17 protein-coding genes and 1 pseudogene are annotated in these 24,683 nt (G+C 33.6%); 9 read left to right on the plus strand and 9 right to left on the minus strand.

Annotated features, from left to right (window positions below; genetic code table 11):
- Positions 1-65: 65 nt before the first annotated feature.
- The 7 genes from ABWU56_RS03870 to ABWU56_RS03900 all read right to left on the minus strand — a co-directional run bounded on the left by ABWU56_RS03870 (position 66) and on the right by ABWU56_RS03900 (position 6,709).
- A complete protein-coding gene (locus tag ABWU56_RS03870; protein WP_353281077.1) occupies positions 66-1,007 on the minus strand; it encodes a helix-turn-helix domain-containing protein in 942 nt (313 codons plus the stop codon).
- 116 nt (positions 1,008-1,123) lie between these two features.
- On the minus strand, positions 1,124-1,480 hold the full coding sequence (locus ABWU56_RS03875; protein WP_353281078.1) for a hypothetical protein: 357 nt from the start codon (positions 1,478-1,480) through the stop codon (positions 1,124-1,126).
- Positions 1,434-2,753 (minus strand): recombinase family protein, encoded by a 1,320-nt coding sequence (locus tag ABWU56_RS03880; RefSeq protein ID WP_353281079.1) that lies wholly within the window; start codon positions 2,751-2,753, stop codon positions 1,434-1,436. Before ABWU56_RS03880 ends, ABWU56_RS03875 begins: the two co-directional genes overlap by 47 nt.
- A gap of 250 nt (positions 2,754-3,003) precedes the next feature.
- Positions 3,004-3,426, minus strand: a complete 423-nt coding sequence (locus ABWU56_RS03885) for a recombinase family protein (protein WP_353281080.1) — start codon at positions 3,424-3,426, stop codon at positions 3,004-3,006.
- Positions 3,427-3,694: 268 nt separating this feature from the next.
- Positions 3,695-4,657, minus strand: a complete 963-nt coding sequence (locus tag ABWU56_RS03890) for a hypothetical protein (RefSeq protein ID WP_353281081.1) — start codon at positions 4,655-4,657, stop codon at positions 3,695-3,697.
- Positions 4,658-4,944: 287 nt separating this feature from the next.
- Positions 4,945-5,613 (minus strand): RadC family protein, encoded by a 669-nt coding sequence (locus ABWU56_RS03895; RefSeq protein ID WP_353281082.1) that lies wholly within the window; start codon positions 5,611-5,613, stop codon positions 4,945-4,947.
- A 184-nt stretch (positions 5,614-5,797) separates the two neighbouring features.
- Positions 5,798-6,709 (minus strand): helix-turn-helix domain-containing protein, encoded by a 912-nt coding sequence (locus ABWU56_RS03900; protein WP_353281083.1) that lies wholly within the window; start codon positions 6,707-6,709, stop codon positions 5,798-5,800.
- 129 nt (positions 6,710-6,838) lie between these two features.
- On the opposite strand from ABWU56_RS03900, the pseudogene ABWU56_RS03905 reads away from it, so the two are divergent.
- From ABWU56_RS03905 to ABWU56_RS03920, 4 genes and pseudogenes are all read left to right on the plus strand, one after another.
- Positions 6,839-7,084: pseudogene (locus tag ABWU56_RS03905) on the plus strand (PD-(D/E)XK nuclease family transposase); the annotation flags it as partial.
- A gap of 633 nt (positions 7,085-7,717) precedes the next feature.
- A complete protein-coding gene (gene ltrA / locus ABWU56_RS03910) occupies positions 7,718-9,265 on the plus strand; it encodes a group II intron reverse transcriptase/maturase (RefSeq protein WP_149168704.1) in 1,548 nt (515 codons plus the stop codon).
- Positions 9,262-10,044, plus strand: a complete 783-nt coding sequence (locus ABWU56_RS03915) for an Rpn family recombination-promoting nuclease/putative transposase (RefSeq protein ID WP_353281084.1) — start codon at positions 9,262-9,264, stop codon at positions 10,042-10,044. Before ltrA ends, ABWU56_RS03915 begins: the two co-directional genes overlap by 4 nt.
- Before the next feature lie 156 nt (positions 10,045-10,200).
- Positions 10,201-11,289: an IS481 family transposase gene (locus tag ABWU56_RS03920; RefSeq protein ID WP_353281085.1), complete on the plus strand. Its 1,089-nt coding sequence runs from the start codon at positions 10,201-10,203 to the stop codon at positions 11,287-11,289.
- 29 nt (positions 11,290-11,318) lie between these two features.
- On the opposite strand, the gene ABWU56_RS03925 is transcribed toward ABWU56_RS03920, so the two are convergent.
- Positions 11,319-13,697, minus strand: coding sequence for a hypothetical protein (locus tag ABWU56_RS03925; protein WP_353281086.1), 2,379 nt, complete (start codon positions 13,695-13,697; stop codon positions 11,319-11,321).
- A 28-nt stretch (positions 13,698-13,725) separates the two neighbouring features.
- The gene (locus ABWU56_RS03930) at positions 13,726-15,027 is read right to left on the minus strand and encodes a hypothetical protein (RefSeq protein WP_353281087.1); all 1,302 of its coding nucleotides are present in this window, start codon (positions 15,025-15,027) and stop codon (positions 13,726-13,728) included.
- A 372-nt stretch (positions 15,028-15,399) separates the two neighbouring features.
- Between ABWU56_RS03930 and ABWU56_RS03935 the strand changes: the two genes are divergently transcribed.
- The 5 genes from ABWU56_RS03935 to ABWU56_RS03955 all read left to right on the plus strand — a co-directional run bounded on the left by ABWU56_RS03935 (position 15,400) and on the right by ABWU56_RS03955 (position 24,380).
- Positions 15,400-15,978, plus strand: coding sequence for a hypothetical protein (locus tag ABWU56_RS03935; protein WP_353281088.1), 579 nt, complete (start codon positions 15,400-15,402; stop codon positions 15,976-15,978).
- 754 nt (positions 15,979-16,732) lie between these two features.
- A complete protein-coding gene (locus tag ABWU56_RS03940; RefSeq protein ID WP_264686125.1) occupies positions 16,733-18,145 on the plus strand; it encodes an IS4-like element ISWosp2 family transposase in 1,413 nt (470 codons plus the stop codon).
- 98 nt (positions 18,146-18,243) lie between these two features.
- A complete protein-coding gene (locus tag ABWU56_RS03945; RefSeq protein WP_096097233.1) occupies positions 18,244-19,581 on the plus strand; it encodes a hypothetical protein in 1,338 nt (445 codons plus the stop codon).
- 7 nt (positions 19,582-19,588) lie between these two features.
- Positions 19,589-21,787: a hypothetical protein gene (locus ABWU56_RS03950; RefSeq protein WP_353281089.1), complete on the plus strand. Its 2,199-nt coding sequence runs from the start codon at positions 19,589-19,591 to the stop codon at positions 21,785-21,787.
- Between the two features lie 649 nt (positions 21,788-22,436).
- On the plus strand, positions 22,437-24,380 hold the full coding sequence (locus tag ABWU56_RS03955) for an ankyrin repeat domain-containing protein (protein WP_264336127.1): 1,944 nt from the start codon (positions 22,437-22,439) through the stop codon (positions 24,378-24,380).
- The last annotated feature ends 303 nt before the right edge of the window (positions 24,381-24,683 follow it).

Raw genomic sequence — 24,683 nt, forward strand, 5'->3', positions numbered from 1 at the left:
TATTCTCTCTAATATTTTAATATATTATTTATGAGTCAGTAAACTACTGCTGTTTTTAACCCAGATTAAGTTTTGAAAGCATAATTTTCAAGCTCCTCAATAGATAAATCTGTTATTTTAGAAATAGCATCAATAGAAACGTCCAACATACGTAGATTATTCGCAACTTTTATTGCCTCTGCTTTGTAAATCTTTTCTTTGTAAACTTGCTTTCTTTGCGATAAAAATTCTACCCATATTTCCAGTTCATCTCGTGATTCTTGATTGTTAATTTTTTTTAACTCTCTTGCCAAGCTTAATAGCTCTTTTTCTCCTTCATCATCCTCATAACAATCTTTTTCCCTTATCAAATCTTCAGCATTCACCGATAATTTTTCTGCTATTTCCCATAGCCTTTCACTTAAAATTGTCACACTCCCCTGTTCATAATGATGTATCTGCGAGGGTCCCACATTAAGCTTTTTTGCTAACTCTTCCTGCGTATATCCTCTTATTATTCTCCACTTTTTTATCTCTTGTCCTCCGTTTTCGCTTGTACAATGTATACTCTCTTTATCAGAATATTCTTCAGTTGATAAACCTACTGCTCGGTAAATTATATCATTAGTAAACCCTGCCTTTAAAATATTTTTTGCTATTTTTATTCTTGCAGCTTTTACATTACTTTCCTCTTCAGCTCCAATAGATTTAGTTAATGCATAAATTGCCTTGCGTCCTCTTGTTTTTGCTATAAAATTATACATCCATTCGATCTTACTTTCGTCGAAACAACCACTTTCTCTTAGCGCTTTTCGCCTAGGAAATAGATTTCTAACATGGATTGATAATCCCTCTGCTATCACTTTTAATTTTTTAGTTGGAATGCCACATATTCCTTGCTCATATCTTAGTAATGTATGATATTTTATGCCTGTTTTTTCTACTAAATCTTTTAGGGTATACTTTTGTTTTAATCTCCAGCTTCTTACTTTTTGTGCTATTTTATATCTTATAGAGATATTTGCCATATCGTAACAATTTTACTGAAATAAACATCTGTTATTTTACTATAACTTAAATTTAGCTTATAAAGAGTTCGCAATTTTGTGGTTGTAAGTAAAAAGGGAAGAAAACCTCCCCTCGTTTAAAGTTTCCGGGAAGTTTCTTTACTACCTCCACACACCTTATCAACCCACGATAATGTTTCGCTATTACTAATTGCCTTTTCAACCTTATCTTTACTCCACTTACCACTCCTAGGAAAATTTCCTTTTTCTACTGCTTCTGTGACCGTCATTCCTCCAAAAAGGCAGCCTTTTCCTATAGTTTCTTTTCTTTTTTGTAATTCAGACCACATTTCTTTATCTGCTACTCTGACTTCTACTTGACTGTCATTTTCCGCATTATGATAGACTACAATTTTTAGGCTACCAATACTTGTAGAAAATGTTATCTCAAATACACCTACGACAATGTTGCAAATTTTTATTTTCCTTTCCATTATGTCCAGAAGAGTTCGGTAGCTCTTTTACGCGAAATACCACATTTACGTCCTCAAGGTTAATTTCAATTCTCTTGACCAATGTTCTGATAATATCACGTTTAGTTAACCAGTCTGCGTTATCAAGGTTTAACGTAATATTGGAAGAAAAGTCTTCTAAATTGGCCACAACCAGAGTTACCTCCTGTTCTAATTCCTTTTGATAAAATATCTTTTTCTTCTCTTCTTTAATTGTTTTTAAGCTTTGTTTCATTGCTTTAATTCGTGGTTCAAATTCCTCTTGATTGATATATTCTTGAGCATAACTATCGATAAGTCTAGCAATACCACGTTTTAATTTATTTTCTTGTTTCTCTAGCAGGTCACTTTTTTGATCCAATGATGATTTTTTTAGTTCTGAAAGCCTACGCTTGTATTCTTCTAAAATCCTGTTTGGATTTTTCAATAACTGCTTAACCTCTTCCCACACAGCTGTTTCTAATGCATCTGAGCGAATGGGTTTATTGTCACAAATCTTATTACCACCAAAACGGTAAGAATCTTTACCACTACAACGGTAATATGCATAATGACCACCTTCTTCTTCTCGTCTACTTCTCATGCAAGTTCCGTAACATCCGTAATTACAACGCTTACATATGACTAAACCTTGTAGTAAGTACTTTGCTCCTCTTTTTCTTGTCCTTGCTACTTTTCTATTTTCAGCTAATTGTTCTTGAACAATATCAAATATATCTTCATCTACTATATTTGGCACTTTAATATAAATCCAATTTGCTTTTTCAACAGGATAGACAGAGTGGTTACTTTTTGGCTGCTCACAAGAGCCTTTCTGTGGTCTTACTTGCTTTAATCTTACTCCTAACCTTCTTCTACCAAAAGCTGCTTGTCCTTTGTAAGCAGGGTTTTTCAACATACTCCAAATTGTACCTTTATTCCAGCGTTCTTTTCCTTTTTGTGTCTTAATGGACATAGTATTTAGCCGACGACATACTTCCCCAATACTTGTTCTTTCTCTGCCTATCCACAAAAATACTTTACGAACGACATCAGCTTCTTTTTCGTTAATCTCAAATAAAGCTTGTCCTCCTCCCATATGCTTATCTATATAACGATAACCATAAGGAGCTCCTCCCATTACATTTACATAGCCTTTGTTAGCTGCATAGATTTTACCACGACGACTTCGTTCCATAATTTTCGCACGTTCATATTCTGCTATCATACCTTGCATTTGTAACAGTAATTGAGATTCTGGGTGGCTTTGTTGCATCGCTATCTACGGCGGATTAAAGATAAAAAAGATGAAGAATATCAGTAGCTTATTATTCTAGCATTTATAGTAAGGACGGTCAGTGAATATCTAAATTTGAGTAAAAGAAATTTTACTACCATTCACTAATCTAGCTAAAATTCAAGAATTTCAATGCTTTAGCTATTTTAAGTAGAATTAAATTTACTAATACAAACAATAAATTACTATTCTTAAATTTGATCAGATTGACTGCAAAAAAATAAGATTTTCAATAAGTTGCTTGTATAGTTAGCCTTTCATAGGTAGCGATGCAACAAAGCCATTCTGGGTTACCGTTAATCTCATAATTTAAAAAAACCACTTTTGCTCCTGCTTTTTCAAATTCTTCAATCAGCACCATTTGATATGCATATTTTCTAGATAAACGATCAGGAGAATGAATGTAAATCTTATCAATTTTACCTTCTGTTACTTTATCACGTAATTTTTCTAAATCAGGGCGGACTAAATGAGATCCACTGTAGCCGTTATCAATAAATTTATACTCACTTAACAATCTGTATCCGTCCAGATTAATTTGCTTCTCTAAAGCTGCAATTTGACTTTCTATCGTATTTCCTTCTACTTGTTTCCCCGAAGAAACTCTCGCATATAAACATACTGTTACCATTTGACCCTCCTTGAATCCCATTTTTATGTTTTAAGTTTTTTTGACTTATTTCCTTTGACACTACCTTTTCATAAGCATCTGATAAGCATTGTTCTGCTAACCGATTAGGTTCATAGCTACAGCTAATTTGGATAGCTAATCTCTTGTTTCTCATGACTTTTCCTTGAAATAATATGTTCATATCATTCCTTAAAGCCGATGGTTAATTGATTATTAGCGCTATAAGTAAATCGGACTCTTGGTTCTGGACACAGAAGTTTTCGAGAAATGGTTTTCTCTAGTTTTATTTTTATGTTTTTTGCAACATTGTCGGTAGTGTAAAAGCACTATTATCAGACACATCAACGTAATCCCTTTCACCTTCTTTTCCACTTCTAACTTCAACCTTACTATTTCCTATTTCTATAACATCACCTCCTAATTTTACCTCTCCTGTGGTTAATCCTAAATTTTTTGTACCTTCCAATACCCTTGCAATATTTACCTTACTATTCTCAGAAAATTTCATAAAAAACGTCTGATTATCCATTTCCACGTCTTCTATGATTCCTTCATTTTCAATAGCACTTTCACCGATTTCTCTCAGTTCTTTAAGCCACTCATCTATCTGTGGACGAATCTCTTGATACAGTTTGTTATGCATTTCACTTATTCCCTTATCCTGCAATAGATCGTAACTGAATATTGCTCCATTTAGCATCAATTCACATATTATGTCTTCCTTCTCATTTTCTTTGCATTTGATCGAAGGCATTTTCGATATCACCGTATCAGCAAAACTCTTCTGTCCTTCACTATACGCATTTATCCTGATTCCAGTACTTAGTGCTTGGTCTACAATTTTGTTCAGCTCGTCTACGCTTTTTGCCTTTACCACTGCATTTTTAAACCATCTTAATTTTGCATTTTCACTCGCACTTGGCTCTATCTTGCTTAAGGCTGGAATAAACGGATTTAGACTTTGACGATTTGAAGATTTTTTGTTATAAACTCCACGTCCTTCTCCAAGATTGATTGATTTTTCAGAAACATCGCTAGGGGAAGGCACACCTTCAGGATTCTCAAACCTACTTTTATCATAAAATATTTTCGGTTTATTATCGGTCTCATCTACAAATACAGACTGCTGGGTTTTCTTACCAGTACGCCTAATAGCACTATATAGTCCTTTTGGTAGCTTTTTAGAATCAATGATTAACTCATAAGTATTTCCATCTGTATCATCAAATGATACTGTTTTTTTAGTATTCATATAACCTCTCATATTAAGCATATTATTCAAGTCTATAGAGCAATTTATTGCTTTACGATTAACTTAATACGCAAATTATAAAAAGATCTTGTATATTCTGCAACTATTTATAATAAAAGAATAGCTTTATCAGGACTTTTATTCTTTAACTACAACTTAATATATAAACTATACAAAGATCTTTTATATTTTGTAATTCTCCAATACAGATTCTTGACTAAGTCTTTTTGCTACTTGATTTTATATTTCATTGTGTAGCCAAACTTCTCAAGCAATTGAAATTTGGTTTATAACAGCTCTCTTTCCTTAAAACTGCAATATCCTTTGTCTGTCATAATAATGTGATCCTCTAGCTCAATTCCCACTCCTTGACACGCTGACACTAATTCTCTAGTCATTACCTTATCATCTTCTGATGGCTCTAAACTTCCTCCTGGATGATTATGGGATAATATTATCGATGCTGCTTCCATTGATAATGCCTTTTTTACCACTTTCCTTTCAGACAGGTGTACTTCATCTATTGTACCAAAATACACTTCGTCTCTTATCAAACGGTTCTGTTTATCCAAATATATTATCTGGACAGCCTCTTTTGCTGAAAAGCCTATATTTACCCTTACATACTCTATCAGCTTTTCTTGGCTATCCATTACTGGGCCTCTCTTTAATCCTTCTCTGAGTGCTCTTTTATAAGCTTCTTTTACACATTCAATTGCTGCAGCTGCATGTTCGGTCATTCCTTCTATCATTTTCAGATCATCGATTTCTCGTCCCAAAATTTCTCCTATTCCTGGGCAGTTATCCATTAGAGTTTTAGTAACATCTTGTGCTTGCTTTCTGTCATGAACTGCTCCTAGAAGCACTGACACTATCTCACGATCAAATAGAGCACTTCCTCCTCCGCTTTGTAGTACTCTCTCAATTTCTTCTGTAAGTTTTTCACTATTATTCATAAAATATACTCCTCGTTAATAACAAATTGTTTTTAATTATTTACTGCTGTTTTTTATCAGCATTGGCATAGAGCCATAGCTTTCGAGTGAAGTCAAATCAATTTCTCAATCTTTTTTACTTATTTTTTCATTAAAAAGTAAAGATATTAATATGTGCTTATTTATCTAATTGAAAATTAATTCTTTATGTAAAAGAAGTTGTTACTATTTTAGAAATAACATCAGTAGAAAAACCTAACTTGAGTAAATTATTTGCAACTTTCATTTCCTCTGTTTTGTAAATCTTTTCTTTGTAAATTTGCTTTCTTTGCAATAGAAATTCTACCCATATATTTAGCTCATCTCGTGATTCTTGATTGTCAATTTTTCTATATTCTCTTGCCAAACTTAATAATTCATTTTCTCCTTCACCATCTTTACAATCATTTTCTTTGTATTCCTTTATCAGATCTTCAGCATTCACTGATAATTCTCTTGCTATCTCCCACAACCTTTCACTTAAAAGAGTAACGCTACCTTGCTCATAATGATGTATTTGCGAGGGCCCTACATTAAGCTTTTTTGCTAACTCTTCTTGTGTATATCCTCTGATTATTCTCCACTTTTTTATCTCTTGTCCTCTGTTTGGCTCGTATCTCTCTTTATCAGCATATTCTTCAATTGATAAGCCTGTTGCTCGATAGATAATGTCATTATCAAACCCTGCCTTAACTAGATTCCTTGCAATTCTTATTCTTGCTGCTTTTATATTACTTTCTTCCTCAGCTCGGATAGATTTGGTTAATGCATAAATTGCTTTGTGTCCTCCTGTTTTTTCTATAAAATTATACATTTCCTGGTTCTTAGCTTTGTCGAAACAACTACTTTCTTTTAGTACTTTTCGTCTAGGAAAGAGATTTCTAATAGGAATTGATAACGACTCTGCTATGATTTTTAACTTTTCAACTGGAATGCCACATGTTCCTTGCTCGTATCTTATCAGTGTATGATAGTTTATGCTTGTTTTGTCTACTAAGTCTTTTAGAGTATATTTTCTCTTTAACCTCCAGCTCCTTACTTTTTGTGCTATTTTGTACCTTATAGAGATATTTGCCATAAATATTATACAGGTTAATACTACCAAATAAAGATATACAAAAGGGATGCTTCTTTCTATGTTTGAATTTTAGTTGAATATTTCCTCAGAATTATGTATAATTACTAATACTTTCTAGGTTAATTCGTCATGGCTCTTTCAAAATTTTTAGATCCTAAGCTTGATTTAACATTTAAGAAAATTTTTGGTACTGAAAAAAATAAGAATATTCTTATCCACTTTTTGAATGATATTTTGGGGTTTACTGAAATAAATACTATACAAGAAGTTGAATTCCTTAGCACCATTATGGACCCTGAAATTGCCTCTGATAAGCAGAGTATTGTCGATGTTCTGTGCAGAGATTCCACTGGGGCCAGATACGTGATTGAGATGGTGCGACCTGAAAGTCTTCGGTCATATTGTTTAAAAGGAGAGGAATTCATTCAGAAAGAAACTGAAAGGATTCTAAAACTTATTAAACCAGATGTTTTGCCGTCTGAGTCTACGCATCAGTGCGAATCGGGCAACCGGTTGGTGCCAAGCGATGCGGACAATGAACCTCCTCTTGAAAAAGAAGATGCTCAATCGTGAGAGGGGCATAAACTGCAAGCATCATGTGGTTGGAGGGCTAGGCTAGTGGTATGGTGAACGTAAGTGAAGCTTTATAAGTACCGATACGATGAAAGAGCTAAAGATGCTGATAAGCTCTGACCAAAAGGTAATGTGGATAAGTTACATTTTTCATTTCTAGATGTACGCAAATAATAACTCCACCGGTATAGAGAAGCCACCTAACCCACTGTTGTATGACTGGAGAAACAGGGTAAGCCTGTATTTTCGCCTACATGGCAAGCAAACCGCAAGGAATGCTGATGGAAGTGCAGGTAAAGGAGAATGGAGAAAGCGAATGCCATTTTGTAACGAAATGGATAGAATTTGTAACATTAATTCGCGTGAAAACGAGCAGACTTCCATTTGGTCCCTCGTGACAAGAAACTTTGTTAACCACTTAAGGTAGGAAAGCAGATGATTACAAGTAAACCCGTAAGTGCATCTACCGAAAGCTTTGAAGCATGGAAGCAATTGCCATGGAAGAAATGCCAGAAAGTTATTGTGAGGCTACAAAGACGTATTGTTAAGGCTGTCCAAGAAGGAAGATGGGGTAAGGTAAAAGCTTTACAACATCTTCTCACACGCTCTTTTAGCGGAAAAGCTTTGGCTGTTAAGAGAGTAACTGAAAACCAAGGAAAAACCACAGCAGGTGTAGATCGTCAACTATGGTCAACTTGCAATGCTAAATTTCAAGGAATAAAGCAGTTAAAGCAAAGAGGATATAAACCTTCTCCGCTAAAACGGATTTATATCAGTAAATCTAATGGCAAAAGAAGACCTCTTGGAATACCCACGATAAAAGATAGAGCCATGCAAGCATTATATCTGTTTGCTCTGGAACCGATAGCTGAAACGATCAGTGATCGTCACTCCTATGGCTTTAGACCTAAAAGATCCTGTGCAGATGCTACAGTAGCTTGTCATTTGTTACTGGCAAGTCGTAATCAACTACAATGGATACTTGAAGGTGATATCAAAGGATGCTTTGACAACATTAATCATGAATGGCTTATGAAGCATATTCCTATGGAGAAAAAAATTCTGCATAGTTGGTTAAAAGCTGGCTTCCTAGAATCAAAAACTCTGTATCCCACAACTGCAGGTACCCCGCAAGGTGGTATAATTTCTCCAATACTAGCCAATTTAGCCTTAAACGGACTTGAAAAGTTATTGGAAAGTCGATTTGGTAAACTCGGCAGTAGAAAAAGAAACAAAATCAGAAGTGGAGTGAATGTAATCAGATACGCAGACGACTTTATTATTTCAGGTTTCACACATGAAGTACTGGAAAAGGAAGTTAAGCCTTTAGTATCATCTTTTCTTCATGAGCGAGGTTTAATTCTGTCAGAAGAGAAGACAAAGATTACATCTATCACAACAGGGTTTGACTTTCTTGGTTGTAATGTACGTAGATATAATAAGAAGTTAATTATTAAACCTTCGAAAGAAAGTATTAAAAGACTTCTTAATAAAGCACGTACATTGATAAAAGCAAATATAGCGAACACTCAGGCTATAGTAATTAAGTCACTCAACTCTCTACTGAGAGGATGGGGAAATTACTATCACCATGTGTGTGCTAAAAAAGCGTTTAGAAAGATCGACAATGAAATTTGGCATAGTTTATGGAAATGGGCAAAGAAAAGACATCCTCGTAAAGGATTACGTTGGATAAAGAATCGTTACTTCAAAGTAATGGGTCAACGCCAATGGGTTTTTGCTGCACCCATATGCAAGAACAAACCAAAAGAGATACGGTATTTAAGACTGCTTAAGCTGATTGATATACCTATCAGACGACATGTTAAAATCAGAGCGGATGCAAATCCCCTTGACTTAAAATGGAAAAAGTATTTTGATGAGAGAGTGAAACGAACAAGAATGTTAGCAAGCTCTTTCTCAAGAGAAGGTTCTCTACTGTTGGTGTCACCATTAAGAATGATGTTTCCTGAGGAATCATGAAGGACAAGCCGGTTCTAGAAAAGAAGAACTTAGATAAGGGGCTCAAGCGTAGTGTGGGGAAACCTGCATGCTGCGTTTCTAAGGGAGGGGGTAGTAGTAATACTGCTTCCTTACCTGACCAACTCGCTCGTGATAAAGGCTTCGAAAAACGGGCTCAATTATATGCTGCTAAGGCTTACTCAAGGCAGGCTGATAAAGGTGGTAAGTACATTGATTTAAAGAAGGTTTTCTTTATTGCTATTTCCAATTGTAATTTATTTCCTGATAAGCTTGATTATATATCTAGCCATACCATAAGAGATGAAAAAACTAATGAGCATGACTTAAAAGATTTTCAATTTATCTTCATTGAGTTACCAAAGTTTCCCAAAAGTAGAGAAGAGCAGCTAGAAAATGTAGTAGATCGTTGGCTATTTTTCTTTAAATATGCAGAAGAAACAACTGATGAAGATTTAAGAAAAATAGCAGAAAAATCACCAATAATAAAGCTAGCATATGATGAATTAGATAAGTTCCATTGGAATGAGAAGGACCTATTAGCTTATGAAGAAAGGGTAATGGATTTACAGAAAGAAGCTGCTATCTTGGAACAAAAACTTGATGATGCTAAACATGAAGGCATCCAAATCGGCCATCAAAAAGGTAGGGAAGAGGGAGAAAAACAAGCTAAAATAGCTGTGGCCAAAAACCTACTTAAGGCTGGCGTGTCTGTTGACTTAATAGCTGAATCTACAGGCCTTTCTCAAGCTGATATTTCACAGCTCAAGGAAAAAGCTTAAGTACTGTAGCTCCCTTAGAGCGCTTTTCAACTTATTATACTTCTTTATCCATTAGTCTGATATATTAAAGCCTACATCTAAACTGTATTAGATAGAACTTGATCTGACACTTTAAAAAAGTAAGTTATAAAATAATGAAAATAAGGAGTGTTAGAAATGAGTACAATACAGACAAAAATATTAAAACCAAAGCTAGGATTATTAGAACTAGCAAAGCAACTAGGAAATGTATCTCAAGCATGCAAAGTGATGGGATACTCAAGAGATAAATTTTATCGCTTTAAGGAGTTATATGAAAATGGAGGAGAGGAAGCATTACGTGAAATAAGTAAGAAAAAATCGCTATTAGCGAACAGAGTTTCCGACGATATAGAAAGAGCAGTGATTAGTATAGCAACAGAATTTCCAGCATATGGACAAGAAAGAGCTGCAAATGAACTGAGAAAAAGAGGTATAATAATTTCTCAGGGAGGAGTAAGGTCTGTATGGCTCAGAAATGACCTTGAAACTCTCAAAAAGAGACTTAAAGCACTAGAGACAAAAGTAGCTCAAGACGGAATTGTTTTAACTGAAGAACAACTTGCAGCTTTAGAAAAAGTGAAAGAACAAAGGGAAGCTTATGGTGAAATTGAGACGCAACATCCAGGTTATTTGGGTTCTCAAGATACCTATTATGTGGGCAATATCAAAGGTATAGGGCGAATTTATCAGCAAACTTTTGTCGATACTTATTCTAGAGTTGCAATGGTTAAACTTTACACGGACAGAACAGCTATTACAGCTGCAGATCTTCTCAACGATAGAGTCATTCCATTTTTTGATGAGCAGAAAATTCCATTATTACGCATTTTAACTGATAGGGGTACGGAGTATTGTGGCAAGCCCGAAAATCACGCTTATCAGCTTTATTTGGGAATAGAAAACATTGATCATTCTAGAACTAAAGCCAACTCTCCACAGACTAATGGCATATGTGAAAGGTTTCATAGAACTATGCAAGATGAGTGTTACAATATCATCTTTAGAAAGAAAATCTATAGTTCTTTAGAAGATCTACAGATCGATGTTGATTATTGGTTGCGTTCTTACAACGAAACAAGACCTCACTCGGGTAAATATTGCTATGGTAAAACACCTGTACAAACTTTTCTTGATAGCAAACATATTGCTTTTCAGAAAAATATTAGTAGCATTAAACAAGAGACTGATATTAGTTTTAACTACCTCAATTGTCCTGTCAGTTAACTCTTGTCTGTCAGGTCAAGTCTTGTCTTTTACACTCTCTTGCTTCTACTACTTTGCCCCACACAACTATTTGGATCAAATCTCTTTCCAGGCTGCTGCTGACTAAAACTAAAGATAGAGCTATGAATTACTTTAACAGAAGCAAACTCATTTTTGCTCATTAAGATAAGAGAATCTGCATTACTTGCACCTTTATCAAACACAACACCCATAAAGGCCACTTCCTTTCCATCTGTAAGTGTTTTATAAGTTACACCTTTCGTATACTCATCACTTATTTGTTTATTTGCCTCATCTTTTAATGCATTAGCTGTCTTACCTTCTCTGGGTCCTTTAAGTTCTAATCCTACTGGATCGTATTCTTTCGCGTTTCCATCCTTATCTGTACTGATGCCATGAACAACCATATCAATACGTTTTCCTCTCCCTGTTTGAAACTCCGTTAATATCAATGCTTTAGGAGATTCTTTTAATTTTAAATCACTATAATAACTAAACGCCCCATGTAACACTCCTTGAAAATGCGCCTCTTCACCAATAAAATCCTTAAAAGAAAACATACCTTCTCCAACTTTCTTTGTTAGTGAATCATATTTATCTACTGATAGAACCTTACCTGCTGCAGGAGTAATTTGAGACTTGAACGCTTCATCAAATGCTTCTCTCAATCCATTAAGATAGGGAACTTCTTTTAATTTTCCTTTGAAAAAATCTTTTCCTTTTTTATATTCACTCAAGGAGTCATACCTATTAACTTCCTCTATGTTAAAAAAATCTGACTTCTTTTGCTCACTTAAACTTATATACACCTCTGTGATTTTGCTTTGTTCTGTTAAGCGATCAGGCATAAGTATCTTTTTACTGCTACGATCCCCTCTTCCTCCTTCTCTAATATGAAAAATAAATACCTCTTCATTACGACCTCCTCTAACCAACGTAAAAGTTGTTACAGGCTTTCCGGATTTTGTGGTAGAATCGAGTGGGTATTCATCGTATAAAAATATAAATCTCTTTAGATCTACTCTTTTGAACTCATTAGCAAGAAGAAGTTGCCCTAACATGAATCTACTGAAGTAATTACCTCCTTTCTCTGGCGTACCAGGAAATGTGTGATAAATACGTTCTAGTGGCTGCTTTATTTCCTTTTTAAGATCAGCGATCGCACTTTCTTCACCACTCCAACTTGAAGTTACTTCTAGAAGTTTCTGTATCGTAGGTCGTGCAGGCTTCCTGTCAGCAGGTGGAGATATATGCATTGAAAACTTTTCACCTTCAGCTGAATCCAAATTTAACCCTATACATAACACATTATCTGAAACGGTTAAAACACGCATTGTGTTTGGCTGAAAACCTTTTGCATAATCTTTTGCTTGCTCTAATGCATCATCTGGTGTTGTACGAGCACCTGTTCCTGCTTTTAATTCAATAATAATGGGAACAGCGTTTAATGACCTATCCTTACCACGAGGCACTAGAACAATATCAGCATAACCTCTTCCTGCAAATTGCTCTAAGTAAACCCTAAGATTATGTCTATAGCGAAAATTTACTAAAGCTCCTGCTACAAACCCATGATGTGCTGCTTCTCTTGCTTGATCAGCATAAACAAACGAGCCCTTGTGTTTTGAGTGAACTTTACTGATTCTATCAATGACTTTCTTGGAAAATTCTTCAACTTTACTTGCATCAGAATCAGTTAACTCAGCTATATAATCTTCAGGCTTGCTTTTTGTATTATCATTTAGATCTTTCCATATTCCTTCCTCTTTTTTTATTTCATGAAATCTGTGACTAGCAGCAGAGTCAACTATTTCTTTGTCTTGTGTTTCAACAGAAATACTCTTTTCACTTTTATTGATTTGCACTAACTTAGATTTTACCGTACCTTTAACTCTATCTTTAATACCCCGAACCTTACCGATCTTGTTTTCTCTTTCGATATCGGGATGTGAATTTTCTCTTAATATATATTCCAATTCACCAGAAGTAAATTGATGGCGAGAATTAACATCCTCTGAAATAGAAAATAGCCCTATACCTTGAATAGCATCCGCATCACTTCTAATTTGACTATTTTTAACAACTACTACTTTTAATGTTTTTGCAGTGTCAAAACGAAAGTAAACTTTTTTAACACCTAATTTTTCTGCAATTTGTGTATCCGGCAAGATAGAAAAGCTTCCCAAGAAAAAATGAGGGAAAAAACCTTCTTTGCTTACTGAATGTAAATATGATGGAATTTGGTCAATATATGATTGAAACCTTGCCTCAAAAGACTCAAACTTGCCCCTTTGCGCAACACTTGCACTAGCCCCCTTACCAGAATATACCTCTTGAATAAGTAGCTGCATTAACTCAAAATCCTGTACTCCTCCATCTTGTGTTTCTCCTTGCTTTCTTTTAGGCATATAACCCTCCTTTTAGACATATAATGTTTTAATGATCACCTAACCCCACATCAGATTGTTTACTTAACTTAACTTCAGCCAAATCAGCACTTACACTATCCTGATCAAGATTTTTCTCTATAGACTCACCATAGGCTAAAAATTTATTTAATAAATTATCATCTCTTTGTTCTAAAAGAGAACGTATATAATCTGCTTTTCTAGAAGACATAAATTCCTTGATTTGATTAGAATTAGCTTTATCTAATATTGTCCATAATGATTGCATACAGCCTTTTTCAACTAAGGGTAATAACAACTTCCCTTGAAAGGTAGAATTGTTCATCATTTCTTCATTTAATGCTGAGGTACGATGACTATCAAGCCCATCTTTCATCAACATATGCATCAAAAGCTTCACACCTGCATTTAAGTATTGTCCTGAATAACCTCCAATTTTTATATTTCTCAACCAGGTACAATAATAACGATCTACGACCACATCACTTGGCTTTAAGCAGTCGAATAATCTTTGAAATTGATCAAAGTTAGACATTTCTAACATTCTACCTAAAGAACCATAATAACGATTTTTCTCCAAATCTCTTTTCAAAAGCTCTGGATATTTATCAGGACTTATCTTACTTAAACAAAATTCAAACACATCAGGATATCCATTATCGTGTGCTGCATGCACTGCAATTTTCATGAAAACTTCATCTTTTTCCTGAGGACTTAACTCACTTTCAGGTAATGATTTTATCTTATCCCAAAAGAACTCTACTGCTTCTACACGTCTTCTATCTGAGCTCATCGCTGCACGGTTTAAACCAAACACATACGGATGCTGATCTTTTAGATCTAACTCTGAAATATATCCACTAACGAAATGTGACCAAAATTGCATCATTGTGTCCGTATACCAACTCCCACTTACTGATTTGACTAACTTTTTTAATGCATCTGAATCTCCCTCATTTATTTCATCTTCCCGTTTAAAATGTTCAAATATAGAGATTATGTCTTCTTCTAAGCAACACCAACATGCAACCTGGTAACGATCAAAGTCATCTAGTGGATTACTTATACCCTTAGAACTTTTTGGTTCTATCATCTTTTTAGCCACTACTCTTCTATTGAGTTTGATACCATGTATTGTATCAGTTTTTTCCCAACATTCTTCATTTGATAATATATCCAAAAAGAACGGAAGTTTTTTTTCACCCCAACTGTCAAATATTTCCAAAAATGCACCGCACCAATTTTTCAATTGAAGTTGTTTAGATTCTTTATAAGGATCATCATCTTTAATAATAGAGAAAACAGCTTTTCTGAGTTCATCACAGTCCATAATTCTTACCTCACAAACAAAACCATATTAAGATATAGAGCTATAATAATTTATAAACTCTATACTAATTCCAACATCATACTCCACTTTTGTAACCTGTCAATCACTATTTTAGAAAAATTTTCTAACCTAAAGTGGTTTTCAGTAAAAGGCTCTTAATAGGCTTATATAAGGTCTTTTATTAGCTATACACATTTTTGGAATTTGGTTTAAATTTTTTCAAACTATAGGTTCAACGCATATCAGTAAATAGAGTAGACGAAAATTAAAGTAATCTATGTGATAATAGAAAGGTTTTTCTTATTTCATCATAATTTTACAGATGTATAGTGTTTCTTTATTTAGAATTTTTATTTTCGCTCTTTTTTTTATTTGCCACTTCTTGCACAAGAAAAGCTGGATGTTTTTTACGATCCAGAAAGTAATTTGCAGCTACCAATAACTGGTAATATGATTATAGATGATGATAGTACTGCCCTGATAGCTCATTACGAAAATGACTCTCTCATAAAAAACTCAAAAAAAGTTGTCTCATTCGAAATTGATAAGTCTGATATCTACCACTATTACATAAGAGGAGATGTGCTAATTAGCAAGGGTGATGTTTCAGAAGAAACATGTTATAGTAGTTACCCAACATGTATGAATTACGAACGTCATGTTAACAGTACAGGAAAAGTGTTACCAGATAAAATATTGATAGATGGGTATCACTTTATATATCTTTATGCAGATGAAGGTGCAGCAGGTACTGCTTATGGTACATATATATACAGAGGTATGATTGATGGCAAGTGCGTTTTCTTTGACATTCACTCACGTATGACAAATCCTTATAACTACTTCGTTGATGATAAAACTTCAGTAGAAAATGCATATCGCTCTTTTAATGATGATATTGAAACTGTGAATAATATTATAAGAAATGCAAAATTTAATATTAATAAATAAGTCCACTAAAAGGTAAAAAAAGGATTACTTGCTGTGATCCCTATAAAAGTTTTTGTTACTTGTTGGTTAAATTAAAGGGCCAGTAATATTGTAGAAAATTTTAGACTTGAAATAGTTTTCAATAAAAGCCTCTTGATAAGGTCAATCTGATCTTTCATTTTTTTAAATTCTGTTTTTATCATACGCTTATTAATTCTTCCGCAAGTAAAATTCTATTAATTTAGCAAAGTATATTATTAAGATCTCAAGCAAAATAACCATTTCCAGCGCTCAAAATCAAGGACGATGAGAACTATTTTCTTTGGGATCTTATGGTCTACCAAACGATACATACGAACTTTTCTAGATAATAATTTCATTATACGCTGAAATCAGCTATATTGGCTCACTTTTACTAAACCTACGTACGAACTGTTTTGCCTAAGCTTATGAAAATAATTTAAACCTTCTATTTTTATAACCTTATTTCTATGCGGCTTGTTCTCGCAAATATACGACCTTTTTTGCAATTTTAGAAAGAGTCAATAATTCAAATTTTTGCAGCACTAAAATAGACGTTTCTTTAGTTACAACAAGGTCTATTTTTTCGTAAATAAAAATGTTTTATAATAATTAATTATTAGAATGAAAATATCATACTTGGCTCTCAAGAAATTTCCTGTTGTGCAGTGGTACTTACTATTACCCACAAATATAAATGGACATAAAAATAAAGTATTACAACATTAAAGTTTGCAAACATTGAGGGTAAAAAATGGCAAACAGGAATAATGAATGGGCTGAAAATGAATTTGGAGATGCTGTACTTGGAGATAAAAGGTTAACTGACCGATTAGTAAATATTGCTGATAGTTTTACAAGTTTACCTGAAAGCTCAATCAATCAGGCGTGTGGAAGTTGGTCAGAAGCAAAAGCAGCATATCGTTTTTTTCAAAATGAGAACGTGAAAGAAGGCGATATTCTAGCTTCACACGTTGCTAAAACAGTTGAAAGAACAAAAGCCCATAAAAAAATTTTTGTGATCCAAGATACAAGTTATATTTCATACACAGACCATGAAAAAACAAGTGGATTGGGAGTTATTACAAGAAAACATAGTCAAGGTATTATAATGCATACAGCTCTAGCTGTTAGTATAGAAGGTTTGGTACTAGGGATACTAGATCAAAAAATTTATTCAAGACCTGAAGAATCTGAAAACATAAAAAAAAAGAACAATGACAGTATCCGCATTGAAGATAAAGAGAGTATAAAATGGTTAGAAACTTTAAGCAACACAAACAACATTATTGATTCAACTCAAACTGAGACTATAACTATATGCGATAGAGAAGCAGATATATATGAGTTTTTTGAGCTTGCACATAATCTTAATTCGGCAGTGTTAGTTAGAGCTTCCAAAGATAGGGCAGTAAATAGAAAATCTCGATATCCTGAAAAAGGTGAGCAGAAGTTATGGGAATTTATTAAATCCTCTCATTGTGCAGGTACGGTAAAAGTTGAAGTTCCTGCAAAAGATAATAAGCCAAAAAGAACAGCACATTTGGAAGTTAGATTCGGAAAGTTTATTATGCATCCATCTAAGAATAGTATTAGGCATAAGAAAGAAGAATTACTTAAATTACCACACTATGCAGTTTACGTTGTTGAAAAAGACTTTCCTTCTGAAACAAGTCCGCTAGAGTGGATGCTTTTAACAAATCTTCCAGTCAATACCTTTGATGAAGCTGTTGAAAAAGTTAGGTGGTATTGTCTTAGATGGAAAATAGAAATATTACATAAAATTTTAAAATCTGGTCTCAAAGTTGAAGAATGTAGGCTTGGAACAGCAGAAAGGTTGATGCGATATTTAACAGTAATGAGTATTATTGCTTGGAGAATTTTCTTTATTACAACAATTGCAAGAACTGATCCAACATTACCGTGTACTACCTTATTAGCCGAAGAAGAATGGAAAGTTCTATATGTAAAAATACATAGAAAACCATGTTCAAATGCAACTCCTACTATAAAAGAAGCTGTTTCATGGGTTGCTCAACTTGGAGGACATTTGGCTAGAAAAAATGATCTAGAACCAGGACCCATTACTATTTGGAAAGGATGGAGACGTCTCTTTGATCTAGCAGAAGGATGGCGACTTGCTCACGAACTTTATATTTGTGGGTAATAGTAAGGCAGTGGTAAGGTTTGGAGAAAAAGATTGACTTGGCAACGATAATTTACTAGACTAAAGTTTATATTAAAATACAAAATGGGGTTGCGGGTATGGAATCTGGTTTGGATCACAATTACAATAAAATACTTGATATATTAAAAGGTGCTATTAAAGGTGACGATAATCAAGTTAAAGCAAGAAAACACCTTAGAGTAGAAAGATGGTTGAGGGCTTATATTCAATTAATTGAAGATTTTGATGAGGAAAAACTAATTTTTTTTTCTGATATATTCTCTGATAATTCTTGTTGGGATGGAATAAAATTAAAGAATAAAGCTGTTGGTGAAAGGCTAACTGAAGAAAAAAATAAAAATGGAAAAGAAAATCCGCTTGATCTTGCAGATAGATATTACTTGGCATGTAAATATTGTCTAGAAGATAAGATTCCTGGATTATTTGAACAAGTATTTATGAGATTTAAGAGAAGTGCCTTTGAAGAAGATGGATCTGATGATGATCTGAGAAGAGAATTATTGGAAAATATCGAAGAAACTAGCCCTATAGAAGCTTTCTGGTCTTTTCTTATTGATAAGCAGATTGGAAAACTAAACGAATATAAATCAGTTGAAGGTTTGCAAAAATCCATACAGATAAATTCTAATAAAAACTGGGAAGAAGGTATAGAGTTCTTCTATAATAAATTACACAATGATTCCAGTATTTCTAGTCAAGATAAAGATGATCTGTTAATTGAAGCAGCTTTATCTGCAGTAAAGGGTTACAAAGAAGTAGACACCATAGAGTTTTGCCTGTCTAAAATGGATGATGAGCAAAAGAAAAAATTACTAGATAGAGATTATAAGGAAAATACTTATTATGCAGTGTTGAATGTGCTAGTAGGTCAGTATTACTTTGATTCTTTTATGGAATTAATCCGATTGTGTAGTCAGATTGAATGTGAACGTTACACAACTTTTTTATCTTCATTATCAGATCAAGTACTGAAGAATCCAGATCTGTCTGAAGAAACAAAAAAATGTATGATGAATGTTTGGGAACGTATAATAAAATTAAAAACTCAAGACCGCGGGGAGCAATCTATTTCCTCTATTTTTGTAGACTATTCAGTTACATATACAATAGCAAATTTAATTGTGGATCCAAGTAGACAAGGGGTAAGTAAAGAAGAAATATTAGGGAAGATATTAAAGCACGTAAAAGAAATGAGTGGTGAAGAGATGATAAAGGTTAAAGATTCTGTATTAAGTAAAATTCAGTTATTTCATGGGGGTAAAAAATTGCAGTTAGGAGAACAAGTATTTTCTAAATTAGCTCAAGAAGCTTCTAAAGAATCAATTTTGCGTGAAGCTGGTGATACTTTGCCACAGTCAAGTCTCAGTACGACTGATACCCCATATAATATAAAATCTTTAAGCCATAGCAAATAGGAGTAATATGCCAAGTAATGTCAAGCCGCTTGAGTTGGTACAGCTTCTGTTAATGAGAAATAAATCAAAAGACGAGTTCCTAGATTTTCAAAAAAGGTTCCAATCGTTTATCAATCAATCTCCTTCTTTTTTGCATTCAGTTGGAAAGCCAGGCTTTTTCCCTAGTTTCTTTTTTGGTATGTTTGCTACTGTATTAGACACAGAACTTGCTACTAAAATTGGTATTAAAAAACTTCATTTTCGTTTTGATGATAATAGAACTTTAAAAATAGCTATATTAACTAATGAGGGACTTAAGTGTATAACGATGTCTGATCAAGTTGATGGTAACATGCATCTAAAGTTCTCTCAAGGAGAGTTAGAAAAAATAGCACAGAAATGGAAAATGGGAGCAGAGTTTGATAAACTAGAAAAAGAAGAGCATGAAATAACAATTACAGGAAAAGAAGTAAAGTACGGAAAGGTTGATCCAGCTTTTAGTAAAAAGACTGATTATTCACAAAAAGGTTTTACAGAAATAGAAAAAGATCGTGACCAACAAGACCTAGAGAGCTTAATTTCAAAATTGAGTAATCAAGATTTCGAAGAAGTAAAAAAGAACGCTAGAAGAATGTTTAATTATATTACAAATGTCTATAAGAAATATGAAAAAGAAACTCTATTTAGCGGTAAAGAATCAAGTCATCATGGGTTTTTAGCTGGGTTTTTGATAAATTTTAAGTATCGTTTTCACCTAAAACTTTATCTCGAATTATTTGCTGGAAAAGGTTACGCAGACATTATTTTACTTGTGCGCGGTTCTGATAAGTCGCTAAGCTCTATTCCTATTATTATTGAGCTTAAAGCAGGTACTGGTGAGATAAGTACAGTGATAAAAGCATTGAAGCAAGCACAAGATTATGTTAAGGGCTCTTTTTCTAACTCTATAAGAATGATTACTATAGCTAATGAAGCTATTTGTGTAGGATTAAATTTTGACATGGTTCATCACGAAAATGTTAAAATTGATGTAGAAAATTTTCTTAGTCGAGAAGGTAATTCTGTAATAGAAAAGTTACTTGGCACTGAAGCAGCGAATGCTGAGGTGATAAGAACACAGCTAGAGTATCTTTACTATGGAATTGTTTGGAGCAATGGTGGAAGTGATAATATTAATTATGTCAGCAGAATGATCTTAGGTCAGCTAGTACTTATTTCTAATATTATTAAGCGTGAAAAGTTAGGTAAACATATTTTTATTTATGATCAAAATGATAAAATGGTTACTGGATCACAGAAACGCCCAGAAGCAGCAAAAGAAAGTATTGAGGATTGTGTTACAACTATAGTGCTAACTTTAGGTAAGAAGGTGCTTATACTCAACATAAATGAAAAAAATGAATTTGCATTGAGAGTGCCAGATAATAAAGGAATTCCTATTGAAAATATTAGGAGAATTCAAAACGTCAATGACATAAAGATACAAGAAATAACCTGTAACTTATACAGTACGCCTAGTAATAAGAATCCATTTGATCAGTACTGTAATAAGAATAAGGGAATTACAGTAAATACGTATGACTCATTGGACAAATACAAAAGAGGTAAAGAAATTTTACAAGGTAATTTTACTCGAATTGTGGAAAATAAAAAATTTAAAGCAGCTTTGAGCAAAGCTATAGAATCTGGTAAATATGATGATTACAAAAAACTATTTGAAGAAATTTCTCATATACTACATCCTTTCAAATCATTAATAAGCAATGAGGCTACATTTCAAGCTGTATTGCATGGTTTATTTAGTAGCTACGGAGAAGATAATATAAAAGTTATTACTGAATTTCAAATAGGTGGTGGAGAGAAGTTGGATGTTATGTTGGTTATAAATGCTACTGATCAAAAAAAAGAATACCCCCCAGTTGGAATAGAGCTAAAATTTGCTAAGAAAGGAGAATTGGATAAAAAAGAAAAAGATGCTAAGGACCAGTTGAAAAGATATAAAGAAGGTGAAGCGTATAAGGTAATTACTGATGCTGGCAAAGTGAAACTGATATATGCTGTTTTTAATAAAGGTGCAACAGATGAAGGTTCCCTTATAAAAATTGGTAATGAGTTTGTAGAGGTAGATGTAAGACATAGCTCTGTGGTTGCTTTTGGTCAACAGCCAGGTAGTCTCCAACAACCTTATGTTAAACAAGCAGGTCTATCTCGAGCAGTTAATCAGTGATCTAGTCTTAAGAAATAGTCATCTTAAGTAGGTTATGCTGTCGGGAAGTTTTGTGACAAAGTTATAGAAGGAAAACAAAATGATCCTGATACGAGTACATGGAGTGCTGTTAAAAGTTCGTTTTCCGATACATTTATTACTAAGCATAATATGAATTACATTTATAGTAATCAATCTCCAGTGAATTCCTTAGATAGCTAAGAGCTAAAAGTATGTATTGTGTAAATAGTTACCAAGGCTGGAAGGTTTTGAACTTTTTTTCACAACACTGATGTTCTTGCTAAAATATTTTTGAAAAAGTTAGTTGACTTATAAATAATTCTCTACTAATACTGGCATGTGTTTGTTTATTCTGCTGAAGTGGCTCCGCAGGTTACTGTATAAGCTTCAGCAGTTTCCGTGCTCCTTTAAAGCATCATGCTCTTATAGTAGTGATATCAAGTATAGGTCTTAACCATGTTGATTTATAGTAAAATTAGCTCAAATTTGGAGTCATAAGCAACTTTTAACCTCTCTATATACTCCATTGTTACTCACCATAAAAACTTAACAAAAGCTTAACGACGTGAGCAGTAAAAAGATTATGGTTATTGACTTAATGTTACATATCGCATACAATATATCATATATCTTAGCTTAAGGGGTAAGTATGAGTGAGTCTACTGGGATGGTAAAATCTATCATCAATCTACTAAAGCCAAAATCCAAATCAGAACTATATGATTTCGAATATGAGTCCATTATAGAACATCTATCATCTAAAGAGCATTTATTAAATGAGCTGATGAATGATATGTGGTACTCAGGAGACTTACCATCAGTCAGAAACTATAATGAACCATTATCTTTGATAGATAGCAAACTTGGATTAAGTGAACAAATTTGTGTTTGGTTTGCTCTGGACCATGATCTTACGCCAAGTCAAAAAATTTTAAACAAAAAGTTACTTAGTGCTCTAAAATGTTTAGCTTCTAACTGTGGTTCATTTGATAATACTGAGCCCCTTGAAGAATTTTTACATGATAATAAAAACAATAAAGATTTAAAAGTGATTCTTAACCTAAGAAGAGGAGAATCTCAATCAACAGTATTGCATGCGATTGCAGGAGCAAATATTGGTGGATTTCGTCGCATAGGAAATCAGGCTATAGATTTACTCTTAGAAGCAGGCGCAGATCCTAACATACAAGATAATAAAGGAAAAACACCATTATGCCTTGCTGCTGCCAAAGGTCATTACGATAATACAAACTCTCTCCTCTCAAAAGGAGCTAACCCTAATATAACAAGTAGAAAGGGTAAAACTCCACAACAAATAGCAACTAATAAACTCTGCTATAATATAGAAGAATTATTTTTAACTGATAAACAGAAAAAGATGAATAAGGAATTGTATGACTTACTTGCACTAGATTCAGACTGCACTAAAAATTTAAAGGAGTTTTTAAGTAAGCATAAAAGAGACTCAGACCTAAAAGTGGTGCTAAATATTCGGCACGGAATGGGTGAGTCAAAAGTGTTCTCATATGTTGAACGTTTTGCTTGGGACAATGAAGATCTTGCTCAAGAGTTAAGAAAAATATTTCTAGAAGCAGGAGCATTAGATTATGATAAAAATATTATTTATCGTCAGCAAAAGAAAGGACAGGTCAGCAAATTACTCGTTAATTTAACCTCAAATCAAAAGGAGAAGTTAAATAAGTTTTCTGATAAGATGTTTCAAGCTCAAAATATGGCTGAACTTGAAGAGATTGTAAACGATGCTATAAAGTCTGGTGTACGATTAAACTATTCTCTTTCACAAGATTTCTTTTCAGGTAATGAATACACTTTTACCGATTATGTGATGAAAAAAATCAGTGAGTTGGAAAAAAATCCTAAAGTTGCTAGTAATATAATATGTCAATTAGTATCAAAAGGGGCAGTGTTTGGTAATACAGTTGATGCTAACACACTGACACCAGAATTTAAAGAGCATAAAACTAACCTAAAAAAAGCTTATATAGATTATGTTAGCAATTCTCATAAGTTTATTGAAATCGCAAAAAATGCAACCAATAGCGAGCTAAAAGATGTAAGAGTAGACAACTCCGTTTTTTACTTAGAATATTCTAAAGATAGTAAAATAGACATTATAAAGATAACAGATGGGGTAAGGGATTTAGGTCTCACAGATGGGGATGTAAAGTGTGGAAGAAATATAGTAAGGATTGGTAATAGTGAAGTAGAAATTAAAACTGAAGATGGCATAAGGAATTATACAGATCTTACAGAAGGCAGCAGTATAGTATTAACTTTCTATACTAGTTTGGGAGAATTGGAAGTTAGATTATATCCTGATGAGAACAATAAAAAATTGATAAGAGTAGAAGTGAGCGATGAAGATCTATTTGAAGAAATAGCAAGTCATGAAGAAATAGGGCAAAATTGCTTATTGGGAGGTTTATCGGTTATTGAAGCTATAGATCAAGGTGTTTTTGCTAGATCTGGTGGATTAATGCATCCTGAAGTAATAAGCGAGTCTAACAACAAATGGACAGAACGTGAAGAGTTAAGAAGAGTTTCTGACTCTAGGGGAGAAATTGCTAGGTAAATTATGCAGCTAACCACTTTTGCATCTAGAGTGATTATGCTTTAGTATATAATCAAGTTCTGTAACACTGTTCTAACCCCAACTATGAATTAGATTGTAGGTAAATTATTGAAAATCACTACTTTTTTAGTTAAGTTTGATCAAATTTAAAAGTAGCGTATGCATCATGCAGCTAATACCAACACTCATTGTTGGGAACGCAAATGATAAATTTGTTTAACTTCTCAATTATAGGCAAAAACAGCTCTTTTTCATGTGTTTCATAACTAACGGAAATTGGTATTAGAAAAATTATACTTGCAT

Source organism: Wolbachia endosymbiont (group B) of Horisme vitalbata (genome assembly GCF_964028625.1).
GTDB lineage: Bacteria > Pseudomonadota > Alphaproteobacteria > Rickettsiales > Anaplasmataceae > Wolbachia.